The 11,740-nt window shown below is 36.2% G+C and carries 11 protein-coding genes; 9 read left to right on the top strand and 2 right to left on the bottom strand.

Annotated features, from left to right (window positions below):
* Positions 1 to 27: 27 nt before the first annotated feature.
* The 3 genes from FXW34_RS17110 (at position 28) to FXW34_RS17095 (ending at position 4,470) form a co-directional block, all read left to right on the top strand.
* Positions 28 to 2,160, top strand: coding sequence for an RNA degradosome polyphosphate kinase (locus FXW34_RS17110; protein ID WP_147535300.1), 2,133 nt, complete (start codon positions 28 to 30; stop codon positions 2,158 to 2,160).
* Positions 2,161 to 2,632: 472 nt separating this feature from the next.
* Complete coding sequence (locus FXW34_RS17100; protein ID WP_147535263.1) at positions 2,633 to 3,697, top strand: acyltransferase family protein; 1,065 nt, start codon at positions 2,633 to 2,635, stop codon at positions 3,695 to 3,697.
* 56 nt (positions 3,698 to 3,753) lie between these two features.
* Positions 3,754 to 4,470 (top strand): GDSL-type esterase/lipase family protein, encoded by a 717-nt coding sequence (locus FXW34_RS17095; RefSeq protein WP_147535262.1) that lies wholly within the window; start codon positions 3,754 to 3,756, stop codon positions 4,468 to 4,470.
* Between the two features lie 39 nt (positions 4,471 to 4,509).
* Here the strand turns inward: FXW34_RS17095 and FXW34_RS17090 are convergent, their stop codons facing one another.
* Positions 4,510 to 4,746: a hypothetical protein gene (locus FXW34_RS17090; RefSeq protein WP_147535261.1), complete on the bottom strand. Its 237-nt coding sequence runs from the start codon at positions 4,744 to 4,746 to the stop codon at positions 4,510 to 4,512.
* A 120-nt stretch (positions 4,747 to 4,866) separates the two neighbouring features.
* Between FXW34_RS17090 and FXW34_RS23035 the strand changes: the two genes are divergently transcribed.
* The 4 genes from FXW34_RS23035 (at position 4,867) to FXW34_RS17075 (ending at position 8,817) form a co-directional block, all read left to right on the top strand.
* The gene (locus FXW34_RS23035; protein WP_187119004.1) at positions 4,867 to 5,004 is read left to right on the top strand and encodes a hypothetical protein; all 138 of its coding nucleotides are present in this window, start codon (positions 4,867 to 4,869) and stop codon (positions 5,002 to 5,004) included.
* Positions 5,005 to 5,265: 261 nt separating this feature from the next.
* Positions 5,266 to 6,264, top strand: a complete 999-nt coding sequence (locus tag FXW34_RS17085) for a TAXI family TRAP transporter solute-binding subunit (RefSeq protein WP_281292942.1) — start codon at positions 5,266 to 5,268, stop codon at positions 6,262 to 6,264.
* 92 nt (positions 6,265 to 6,356) lie between these two features.
* Positions 6,357 to 6,869, top strand: a complete 513-nt coding sequence (locus tag FXW34_RS17080; RefSeq protein WP_147535260.1) for a DUF1850 domain-containing protein — start codon at positions 6,357 to 6,359, stop codon at positions 6,867 to 6,869.
* Between the two features lie 40 nt (positions 6,870 to 6,909).
* On the top strand, positions 6,910 to 8,817 hold the full coding sequence (locus tag FXW34_RS17075) for a TRAP transporter permease (RefSeq protein ID WP_425457446.1): 1,908 nt from the start codon (positions 6,910 to 6,912) through the stop codon (positions 8,815 to 8,817).
* A 189-nt stretch (positions 8,818 to 9,006) separates the two neighbouring features.
* Here the strand turns inward: FXW34_RS17075 and FXW34_RS17070 are convergent, their stop codons facing one another.
* A complete protein-coding gene (locus FXW34_RS17070; protein WP_187119003.1) occupies positions 9,007 to 9,492 on the bottom strand; it encodes an SRPBCC family protein in 486 nt (161 codons plus the stop codon).
* Positions 9,493 to 9,656: 164 nt separating this feature from the next.
* Between FXW34_RS17070 and FXW34_RS17065 the strand changes: the two genes are divergently transcribed.
* The gene (locus FXW34_RS17065) at positions 9,657 to 10,025 is read left to right on the top strand and encodes a carboxymuconolactone decarboxylase family protein (RefSeq protein WP_147535258.1); all 369 of its coding nucleotides are present in this window, start codon (positions 9,657 to 9,659) and stop codon (positions 10,023 to 10,025) included.
* Between the two features lie 265 nt (positions 10,026 to 10,290).
* On the top strand, positions 10,291 to 11,670 hold the full coding sequence (gene brnQ, locus FXW34_RS17060; RefSeq protein WP_147535257.1) for a branched-chain amino acid transport system II carrier protein: 1,380 nt from the start codon (positions 10,291 to 10,293) through the stop codon (positions 11,668 to 11,670).
* Positions 11,671 to 11,740 lie beyond the last annotated feature (70 nt).

The raw sequence follows: 11,740 nt of genomic DNA, 5'->3' as shown, positions 1-11,740 counted from the left end.
TTTTTAATAATGTTAATTTTCATAGTAATGAGGAAGTGTATTTTGGTGATTACGACTATATCGAAAAAACCACTCCAACTTGATCATCCATTATTTTATAACAATAGAGAATTGAGTTGGCTTGCTTTCAATGAAAGGGTATTAGAAGAAGCAATGGATTCAGACAATCCATTGTTAGAGCGAATCAAATTTTTGGCAATTTTTAGTTCGAATTTAGATGAGTTTTTTATGGTTCGAGTTGCAGGCATGAAGGATCAGGTGAAAGCAGGTTTTAATAAGCCGGAAAATAAAGCTGGATTAACTCCGAAAGAGCAATTGTGTGCCATTTCTCAAAAGAATCATCGCTTAGTAGATTTGCAATATGATACTTTTGCGGAGATAATTCCAGAGTTAAAAATTGAAAAAATTGAGTTGGTAAAAAATATTAACAATTTATCCGAACGTGAAAGGAAGTTTGTCAAGGACCATTTTGATGTACATATCTTTCCAGTACTAACCCCAATGGCGATTGATGCATATCGACCCTTTCCCATGCTTTTAAATAAAAGTCTTAATCTTGCCATTTTATTAGAGGATCATGATGAGGCTGATGAAGACCTACCAAAACTAGCTATAGTACAAGTTCCGGCTGTATTAGAGCGATTTGTTTGTTTAGATTTTGATAAGGACATAAATAAAATTGTCTTGCTTGAGGATATCATAAGTCATCATATTAATAAGCTATTTAAAGGTTATACCATAAAAGCCATCACTCAGTTCAGAATTACTCGAAATGCTGACATGACAATTGACGAGGAAGGGGCAAGAGATTTACTAAAGGAAATCGAAGAGGAGTTAAAAAAGCGGAAATGGGGAGCAGCAGTTAGGTTAGAAATTAAGGAAAGCACCTGTAATGATGAAATATTAAACTATCTTTTGAAAGAACTTGAAGTTCATGAAAAAGATATATATTTAATTAATGACTTGCTGGATTTAACCTTCCTATTTGATTTTTATAAAACTTTTTCGAAGGTGAAGGATCATTTAGTCTATGATGCAATGATACCTAAGCCATCACAAGATATTCAGCCAAAGCAAAATATTTTTGATGTAATATCGAAACGGGATATTCTTCTCCATCATCCATATGAGTCATTTGAACCTGTAATCGATTTTGTTTCCCAAGCGGCAAACGATCCGGATGTGTTAGCAATCAAACAAACCTTATACCGAGTTAGCGGTGATTCTCCGATTATTAAGGCACTTGAAAAAGCAGCGGAAAATGGGAAGCAAGTAACCGTTTTAGTTGAGTTAAAAGCACGTTTTGATGAAGAAAACAATGTTCAATGGGCAAAGGAATTGGAAAGAGCTGGTTGCCATGTTATTTATGGAATTTCATCATTAAAAACCCATAGTAAAATCACACTAGTAGTACGGCGTAAAAATAATAACATTCAGCGTTTTGTTCATTTAGGTACGGGCAATTATAACGATGCAACAGCAAAAATATACACAGATATGGGCTTGTTCACCTCAAAACGAAAGATTGGAATTGATGCGACAAATTTTTTTAATTATTTAAGTGGATTTACTGAGAAACCGAAATTTCACCATCTTTCCATTTCTCCATTAGATATTCGCAAGGATTTTATCCAATTAATAGATGCGGAAATCGAATATCATAAACGTTTTAATAATGGTCGTATCATAGCTAAAATGAACTCATTAACAGATAAGCAAATTATTATGAAATTTTATGAAGCCTCAAACGCTGGAGTAAAAATTGATTTAATTGTCAGAGGTACTTGCTGCCTTCGTCCCGGAATCGAGGGCGTCAGTGAAAATATTACCGTTTGCAGTATTGTTGGTCGTTTTTTAGAACACAGCAGAATCTATTATTTTCATCATAATGGAGAAGAGAAAATCTTTTTATCCTCAGCGGACCTGATGACAAGGAATATGGAGAAAAGAGTAGAAATATTGTTTCCTATTTTTGATGGTAAATTGAAAAAAAGGATTAAAGAAATCATTGCATTGGTACTGTCAGATAATGTGAAGGCGAGAATTCAAAGTAAACATGGTGTCTATCATTATCGACTTAGGTTTGCAAATGAGCCAATCATAAATAGTCAACAAATTTTGTATGACATCGTAAATCATGTGTCAGAAGACGAAGAATGAGAAGAGGCCAAAGTGAGGGCACTGAAAAACCATTAGTTTTTTTAGAATCCAAAAACGAAATAGAAAAAAGACGACTTAAAAATTCACAAATGTGGATTTTGAGTCGTCTTTTCTATCTAGGTTGGCTTTATTAGCCCTATGTTTCTATGATTGGAGCGGAAGGTGCGAAGACTCCTGCGGGAGCAGCGGGACAGGTGAGACCCCGCAGGCGTTAAAGCGCCGAGGAGGCTCACCGCCCGCCCCGCGGAAAGCGAAGCACCTGGAGCGGAAATCAACAGCAAAGTTCAATGTCCCTTTTCATATAAAAAGGACTTTTTCAGTGCCCTCGGCCAAAGGGTCTCTCTTTTTTTGCCTCGATTTAATAGATTTGCTGGGTAAAGCATTTGATGAAAAAATGTCTTGAAAAAAACCTATTTTTGATAAATAATATTAGAGTTTTAAATTATGAATTTCGGAGGTTTCAAGTTTAACCATGAATACAAGGGAAGCTTATTATGACAATGCCAAGTCAATTCTGGTTTTTTTAATGGTTTTTGGACATTTAATTCAATCGTACATCCAGGATAGTAAGCTGATCTTTACAGTGTATACGACCATTTATTCGTTTCATATGCCGGCGTTTATACTCATCTCCGGATATTTCGCAAAAGGTTTTCGAAAAAAAGGTTATTTATTGAAAGTAGCAAAAAAATTAATCATCCCATATATTATTTTTCAAGGCATGTATGCTTCCTATTATTATTTTCTCCAACACAAAAAAGAGCTTATTTTTGACCCACTTATTCCGGAGTGGTCTTTATGGTTTCTAATAAGTTTGTTTTGTTGGAACGTATTACTATTTTTATTTGCAAAATGGAAGTCGTTCATTGCACTAGCATTAGCAATTAGTGTCGGAATCATGGTCGGATATATAGAAGGGATCAATGATTTTCTTAGCCTATCAAGGACATTTGTGTTCTTTCCATTATTTTTACTTGGGTTCTTTTTCAAAAAAGAAAACTTTGAGAGACTGTTAACGAAGAAAATAAAGCTTAGTTCAATCATTGTTTTCCTAACTCTTTTGCTTATTTTTTATTTAATTCCAGATTTTAACTATAAATGGTTATTTGGGTCTAAACCATATGAAGATTTTGATGTTAATGGCGCTTACGGTGGTCTAATCCGATTAGGTATTTATGGATTAACATTATTAGCAACATTAAGCTTTTTTGCTTTTGTACCAAAGGGGCATTACTTTTTTACAAAATGGGGTACACGTTCGCTTTATGTGTACTTACTACATGGTTTCTTTATTAAATATTTTCGAAGTAGTGAATATAAAGAACTGCTATCTGAGCCATGGCAAGTTTTGATGATGTCAGTGATCGCTTTATTCATTATTGTCATATTATCAAGCAATGCTATTAATGCAATAACACAACCGTTAATTGAGCTAAAGATTTCCACCTTAAAAAGTTATGGGCATAAAGTTTACGAGAAACTCAAAACACAAAAATTACTTCCAAATCAAGTCGAAGAGCAAGGGACTTTTGAATGATGCAGTGAAGTAAGTCGTATTACATGTTGAAAAAATAGAAAACCCGGGGTTAACAAATGAAAAAGATCTTAATTTCGTTATACATGATTTTTGCGTTATTCGCACTCATATTATTTAGTTCATCTGCATATCAAAATCAAATTCATCTTGTTGCCTTGGGAGACTCGATTACGCATGGAACGGGAGATCCTTTGAGAATGGGATATATAGGGCGTTTTCAACAAATATATGATGAGGAACACTTGGCGAATATCAAAATTAGCAACTTTGGAATTCCTAAATATACAACCGATGATACATTGAGGCAGTTAAGAGATAAACAAATTAGTGCAGCAATTCATTCGGCTGATTTTGTCATTGTCTACATCGGAACAAATGATTTTCGAAAAAGCGCTCAATATAAATTCGAACAGCTTCCTAATAAAAGGATGAACTCAGGGAAAATTCATTACATCAATAATCTTGAGCGGATTCTTACGGAAATAAGAAAAGAAAATGAACAAGCAACGTTAATTGTCTTCGGTCTTTATCATCCATATACGGAGTATCAAAATAGTGTTCAAATCCAAAAGTTAATTGAAGAATGGAACGAGGAAATCAATCAAACCGCCAATCACTATCGTCCGTCTCAATTTATACCAACGATAGATTTATTTTTAATGCAGCCAAAAGTACATCTATACAGTGATTCAATTCATTTAAACTCAGCCGGCTATGAACTGATTGCCAATCGTCTTTATAAAAGTATGGAAATCTTGCTGAATACAAAGTAGTTAGAACAGGCCAAGACAATAATGTCAGGCCTGTTTTGTTTAGTCAAACCTCTCGTTTATTTTAATTGCCGGTGTATTATTGTATAAATACGTTGGGGCTTGTTCAGAATCATTAATGTGATTATCATTCATAGCTGTATTAAGTTTAATATTTGTCATGGCTTCTGTGGATAGCCCCTCTTCGGCCAAAGGTGGTGTTTGACTATCTTCTAATATTTGGTTTATTTTATCATTTGCTTCGTTTGTAGATTGAACGTTTTTATTCATGTCCTCCATAGCAATCCCTCCTATTGATATCTTCACCAAATGAGCCTGAAAAATCCACTTTGTGATATTGAAAAAAATGAATAGCTTAGAGTTTGTCTAGGAAAAGCTAAGGCTGAGAGGAAGTGATAAATGATGGATAAGGACCAGCAATTTGTCGCAGCTGACCTATCACCAAATTTGGTGAGTGAGTTAAAATCAGTTGAAGAAAAATTAAGTAGACAAGCTGATAAGGAAGTTGTTGTCATTGCTTATGAAAAAGAAAAGTGAGGAAGAAAAAAAGGTGCGATGAAACTAAATCGCACCTTTTTTGTATGTAGGTAATTAAATTTTTACATCGAAAGGCTGACATGAGTAACCCTTTGTCAGCCTTTTATTTGTTTTTTTAGAAAAAATGAAAATAAGTTCTTATATTAATCATATATTTCTCCATCTGGATATAAAAATCATAGTACAAGTAGTATTACCTGTGTGGATATTGAAAGCAAATAATTGGAGGATGCAAGCATCCTAATTTAAGGAGGAATTGTATTGAAAAAGAAAAGGTCCATCTGGGCTATTGTAATGAGCATTTTATTGGTAACATTGGCAGCTTGTGGAACGGACAAGGTAGATGACAGTGATGAAAAAGATAAGAAAAATGGTAATGAAAAGAAACCTGAGTTTATTAGTATTGTTACGGGAGGAACTGGCGGTACTTACTATCCATTGGGGGGTTCTTTTGCCAAAATTATAACGGATGAAACAGGTATAAAAACGAATGCAGAGGTATCAGGAGCATCGGCTGAAAATATGAATCTATTAGCAAACGAGGAAGCCGAGCTTGCCTTTTCACAAACTGATATTGCTTCTTATGCCGTAGAAGGAAAGCTGATGTTTGAAACTGGAAAAATCAATAACGTCAAAGCAATCGGCACACTCTATCCTGAAACAATCCAAATTGTTACAACCTCAAAATCAGGTATCAAATCAATTGAGGATTTAAAGGATAAACGGGTTTCTGTCGGTGCACCTGGATCTGGAACTGTGGCAAACGCCGAACAAATTCTTGAAGTTCATGGATTGACCTTTGCAGACATTAAAAAGCAAGATTTATCCTTTGATGAATCAACAGCTGGTCTTCAGGATGGAACGATTGATGCAGCTTTCGTTACTGCAGGCACACCAACTGGAGCAGTTGAAAGTCTTGCTGCAACTGAAGATGTCGTCATCGTACCGATTAATAAGGATAAAGTAGAAGCATTGATTAAAAAATACCCATATTATACAACGGATGAGGTGCCTTCAGGTGTTTATGGGCTAGAAGAAAAAGTTCCGACTGTTGCTGTTCAAGCGATGCTAGTTGTTCGTGATGATTTATCTGAATCTCTAGTTTACGATATTACGAAAGCGATTTTTGAAAATACAGACAAGATAACACATGCTAAAGGGAAACTGATTAAGGCAGAAAAAGCATTAAATGGTGTTGGAATAGATGTTCACCCAGGAGCCCAGAAGTACTTTGATGAGAAAGGGATTAAAGCAAATTAAATAATAAGTGTATGTACGAAACAAATCAATGAAAGATAGACCAGATGCATCCGGTCTATCTTTTCCTGTTCTTTTTCTGGGTGGTGTGAGTTATGAAAGCTAAAATATTGCTTGGGCTACTAACGATGCTTGGAATATTGTTGGCAGTTCTCTTTATTCCTTATCAACAAGCACTTGTTTTTGAATTCGAAAATTCAGATAAACAATTGGCATTTGTCCCAATTAAACAAGATGTGAAGTTTAAAATCAAATATACTCATTCCATTCATTTAAGTGATGTTCAGGAAAGTTTTAGGTTAACTAATGAAGGAGTCATTCAGTTATACGAATTAGAGTACGAAGATTTTGCAGTCGGAATGCCATCAAATGCAGAAGATGGTGAAATGTTTATTGAGAGTGATGGAAAATATTTCATAAAAAATATGAATCGTCTTTTCCATTACATCGATTTGCGGATTGGGCAAGTTAGAGCCAATCACACAGTCATTTACAGAGAAAATCAATATCCTTTAACTAAGTTTATAAAACCCGGAACATGGGTCAGGTTGAAATCGAAGCATTTGAACCTAATTCAACAAATGAAGGGAGTGAACATCCTTGAATAATGATTACGAGACTTTAACTCGTGAACAGCAACAGGCACTGATGGAAAAGTATGATCCCGAGGCAGGAACGAGAAAGCTCGCTGGAATTATGGGTTGGATTGTCTTTATAGGTTTGCTTGGATTTTCGTTGTTTCAGCTTTATACTTCCATTTTTGGTGTACTAACAGCACAGCTCCAGCGGTCGATTCATTTAGGCTTTGCACTTGCCCTTATCTTTTTGCTTTTTCCGCTACGCAGAAAAAATCTATCAAGAAATCGAGTGAGCTGGTTAGATATAGTCTTAGCGATTCTAGCTGTTGCCGTGGGTGCTTATTGGCCTATTAAGATTGATGAATTAGTACTGCAGGCAGGCCAAATGACTTCGCTAGATTTTTATATTGGACTCGTCGCTCTTTTGTTAGTATTGGAAGCCACCAGGAGGACTGTGGGTCTCCCTATAACCATTATTGCGGGATTATTTTTAATCTACGCCTTGTATGGGCCTTACATGCCTGGCTTCATTGCTCATCGTGGTATATCTTTAGAAAGACTTGTTCAAACGATGTTTTTCACAACGGAAGGAATATTAGGAACGCCACTTGGTGTATCCTCCACCTTTATTTTCCTGTTTCTTTTGTTTGGTTCATTTTTGATTAAAACAGGGGTAGGAGAGTATTTTAATGATTTGGCTCTCATAGTTGCTGGTCGTCGGATTGGTGGACCAGCTAAGGTTGCAGTTTTTTCGAGTGCGCTTCAAGGAACTATTAGTGGTAGCTCAGTGGCCAATGTTGTTACTTCTGGCGCCTTTACGATACCGATGATGAAAAGATTAGGCTATAGCAAAGAGTTTGCTGGAGCGGTGGAGGCAAGTGCATCAACAGGTGGACAACTCATGCCACCGATTATGGGAGCAGCAGCTTTTTTGATGGTGGAGTTTATCGGAAATGGTATCTCATATTGGGATATAGCTAAAGCGGCAGCGATTCCAGCGGTTCTTTATTTTACAGGAATTTGGATAATGACCCACTTGGAAGCTAAACGAATCGGACTTAGAGGATTAACGAAGGATGAATTGCCAAATAAAAAAGAAGTGTTTAGTAAGCTGTATTTGTTAATTCCTATTGTAATAGTGGTTGTTTTGTTAATGTCTGGTATGAGTGTCATGCGTTCGGCAATTTGGTCAATTGTGGTCACAGTTGTCGTTAGTGCCATTCGTAAAGAAACGAGAATTAGCTGGAAGGGATTCATCGAAGCACTTGTAGATGGGGCACGAACTGCTTTAGGTGTGGCAGCTGCCACAGCTTGTGCAGGCATTATTGTCGGAGTAGTAACCAAAACAGGATTGGGATTAAAATTTGCTAATGGACTTCTGGATTTCGCAGGAGGTGCATTAATCCCAACATTAATCCTAACCATGATTGCCTCAATTATTTTAGGGATGGGATCGCCAACTACTGCTAATTATGTCATCACATCAACTATTGCTGCTCCCGCAATTATTTTATTAGGTGTTCCAGATTTATCTGCTCATCTATTTGTCTTCTATTTTGGAATTATTGCAGATATTACACCACCAGTTGCGTTGGCTGCATTTGCTGCGGCCGGTGTTTCAGGAGGGGAGCCAATAAAAACCGGCATTAATTCCTCAAAACTAGCGATTGCCGCTTTTATCATTCCCTATATGTTTGTATTGTCACCAGAGCTATTAATGATTAATACAACGATTCCGTATTTAATTTGGCTTATTTGTTCTGCCTTGTTCGGTATGATGATGATTGGCGCTGGGATTATTGGGTATTGGTATCGAAAGCTTTATTGGTGGGAACGGGTGATAGGGGGCGTTGGTGGACTATGTCTCATTTATCCTGGTACTGTGACAGACGTAATTGGAATCGTTAGCTTTATTGGTCTTTTAATCATTCAATGGTTAGTGAAAGAGAAAAAACAAAAAGCTGAAGTACCGCAATAGAAGACGATAGACATAGACAAAAACAAAAACAAAAAATGAGATAAAGAGGAAGACGTCTGTAATTAAAAAATGACGCCCTTTCTCTTTATCCTTCTCGGTTAGATTTCTTTCGACAAAGAAAAGTCGATCGCCTTGAAGTTTTTGCGTAAGACTGTCATATCTTGCGCTTACCCAGGAAATGATGAATGATTACCCACTTATTTCCGTTATCTTCTGGTCATATTGCCCATAGTAGGTTTTCCATAAATCCATTCTAGAGACTGATTGGATGCCTTCACCATTAAGTAGGTGCTCAATCACATCTAAACAGACATGCCACCCAGCTACATCTTTTGCGGTATGGTTGGTTATTTTGTTTATATTCTCGATAAGTGTAAGCTGATGATCTTTGTCCTTTTTAGTGATTTCAAATCGTACAGTATCCTCACCCCAAGTGAACTCAAGCATAGAAAAAATTTCTAAATCAAGGATAACCATTTCTTCGAATGAACCATCCCCCATATCAAACTTAATCCTTCCACCTTTTTGAAGTGTTTCTATTCTAAGCTCTGGAAACCATTGGGGAAGACGCTCATTCTCGGTTAACCAAGGCCAAATCTCTTCCGCGGAATGATTTAACATTCTTTCGAATCTGACAATGCAACCAGTGTCTTTTTTTATGATGTCTGCAAGCAATAATAGCCCTCCTTTTTTTAGTAATGATAAACTATTTCAGCCATCGCATTTATCTAGTGATGTACTGTAGTAGCATGACTAAAGTTTATCATGTAAGTTACGGTGAATAAAATTCACAATATTAATGATACTAATGTTGTGAATTTGCGATTGGAGTGATGATGATGGAAGAGTTCGTCCCTAGGAATGAGACAGAAGTGGCATTGTATGAGTATAAGCATGGTTTGGGTGTATTTACACAAAAGATGCCTCATTTAGCTGAGAGTTATAACGCATTTACTGAAGCTTGTTTCCAAGAAGGAAAACTATCACAAAAAGAAAAACAATTAATAGCACTCGGAATTAGTATTTTTTCCCAGGATGAGTATTGTATTATTTACCACACGAAAGGTTGTTTAGATCAAGGAGCTACTGAGGATGAAATACTTGAGGTTGTGGGTGTGGCAGCAGCGTTTGGTGGTGGTGCAAGTATGAGTCAAGCAGTCACACTTGTCCAAGATTCCATTACTGACCTTAATGAGATTCAACATTAAAAATTTTTATTTTAAAACAGGAAGATATATAGTTTGAAAATGAGCAGGGTTCAATAATTTGAACCCTGCTTGTTATCCTTTAATAAATAGTTTTTTTGGAAATCAAGTAATTTGCTCACAATTACCACTTTTAGTCTTTTTAAAATAGTCAAAAAAATCTTTATAAATAGGGTTGTCATTCTTGGATAAGCATAGTAATATTATCGTAATATATCAAATCTTGTCGAATATCATTTATTGGGACATCATGGAGGAGACAATAGCTATGGAAAATAGATTACCATTTTCAAAGTATTTTGTTGTTGGCGTTATGTTATTTGCATTATTTTTTGGAGCAGGAAACTTAATCTTCCCTGCCTCACTCGGTCAAAATGCTGGATCTAACGTGTGGATGGCGGTATTAGGATTTTTGATTACCGGGATTGGACTACCGTTTTTAGGGATTCTAGCAATGGGAATCTCGGGTAGTAAAAATTTACAAGAACTTGCAAGTCGCGTTCATCCAATATATGGGATAGGGTTTACGGCTTTACTTTACTTAACAATCGGACCATTTTTTGCAGCACCAAGAACAGGCGCTGTTGCATATGACATCGGAATTGCACCGTTTGTGGGTGAAGGCATGGGGCAAGTAGGATTATTGGTTTTTACTGTGTTATTCTTTGGGGTTACGCTTTGGTTCTCGTTGAATCCTGCGAAAATCGTTGATAATGTAGGGAAATTTCTTTCACCAGGCATCTTAATTCTTTTAACAGTTTTGTTAATTATGGTATTTGTGAAACCAATGGGTTCTATTCAAGCACCCCAAGATACTTATACTAGCGGCGCATTCGTAAAAGGATTTATGGAAGGCTATAATACGATGGATGCACTAGCATCTCTAGTATTTGGAATTATTGTTATTAATGCAATTCGTGGAATGGGTGTCACTTCCACTCGTGGCGTCTTAATGGCTTCTGCAAAATCAGGTGTGGTAGCAACAGGATTTCTTGGTCTAATTTACGTAGGAGTAGCGTATTTAGGTGCAACAAGCACTGAAGAATTCGGTATATTAGCGAGTGGTGGACAAGTTTTAGGGAAGACAGCAACTTATTATTTTGGTACTGCTGGTACCGTAATGTTATCAATCATTATTATACTTGCTTGTTTAACGACGAGCATTGGCTTAATTACTGCTTGTGGTGAGTATTTCAATACATTGTTCCCCAAAGTAAGCTATAAAGCATGGGTATATTTCTTTTCAATCTTATCATTTGTGATTGCTAACTTTGGTTTAGCCAACATTATTAATTATTCAATTCCGGTATTAATGTTCTTATATCCATTAGCAGTAGCGCTAATGCTATTAACCTTCGTTTCTAAGTTTTTTAATCATTCTCAAATCGTATATGTAACAGCAATTGGAGTTACTTTCTTAATCAGCATTATTGATGGATTTAAAACATTCTGTGCACTGTTCGGAATGGATAATTTCGGATGGATGGTTCCAATCATTTCGTTCTATGAAAAAGTATTACCGTTATACAGCCAAGGCTTAGGTTGGTTATTACCAGTTGTAATTGCGATTGTCATTAGCGGTGTGTTTGTTCGAATTCAAAAGCTTTTTGCACTTAATGTAAAAGATAAATCAGAAAACGTAGCATAACGTATAAAATGAGAAGCCTTTCCACAATGTGGAGAGGTTTTCTTTTTGTTAGGAAATAATGAAAACAAAA

It is taken from the genome of Bacillus marasmi (genome assembly GCF_902168435.1).
GTDB classification, from domain to species: Bacteria; Bacillota; Bacilli; order Bacillales; family Cytobacillaceae; genus Bacillus_BU; species Bacillus_BU marasmi.
This window is presented reverse-complemented; position numbering and strand designations above follow the sequence as displayed.

What these genes read in the sequence shown, in the direction of transcription:
- FXW34_RS17110 (WP_147535300.1), top strand. Translation starts at nt 28, where the DNA reads ATGAGGAAGTGTATTTTGGTGATTACGACTATATCGAAAAAACCACTC.
- FXW34_RS17100 (WP_147535263.1), top strand. Translation starts at nt 2,633, where the DNA reads ATGAATACAAGGGAAGCTTATTATGACAATGCCAAGTCAATTCTGGTT.
- FXW34_RS17095 (WP_147535262.1), top strand. Translation starts at nt 3,754, where the DNA reads ATGAAAAAGATCTTAATTTCGTTATACATGATTTTTGCGTTATTCGCA.
- FXW34_RS17090 (WP_147535261.1), bottom strand. Translation starts at nt 4,746, where the DNA reads ATGGAGGACATGAATAAAAACGTTCAATCTACAAACGAAGCAAATGAT.
- FXW34_RS23035 (WP_187119004.1), top strand. Translation starts at nt 4,867, where the DNA reads ATGATGGATAAGGACCAGCAATTTGTCGCAGCTGACCTATCACCAAAT.
- FXW34_RS17080 (WP_147535260.1), top strand. Translation starts at nt 6,357, where the DNA reads ATGAAAGCTAAAATATTGCTTGGGCTACTAACGATGCTTGGAATATTG.
- FXW34_RS17075 (WP_425457446.1), top strand. Translation starts at nt 6,910, where the DNA reads ATGGAAAAGTATGATCCCGAGGCAGGAACGAGAAAGCTCGCTGGAATT.
- FXW34_RS17065 (WP_147535258.1), top strand. Translation starts at nt 9,657, where the DNA reads ATGGAAGAGTTCGTCCCTAGGAATGAGACAGAAGTGGCATTGTATGAG.
- brnQ (WP_147535257.1), top strand. Translation starts at nt 10,291, where the DNA reads ATGGAAAATAGATTACCATTTTCAAAGTATTTTGTTGTTGGCGTTATG.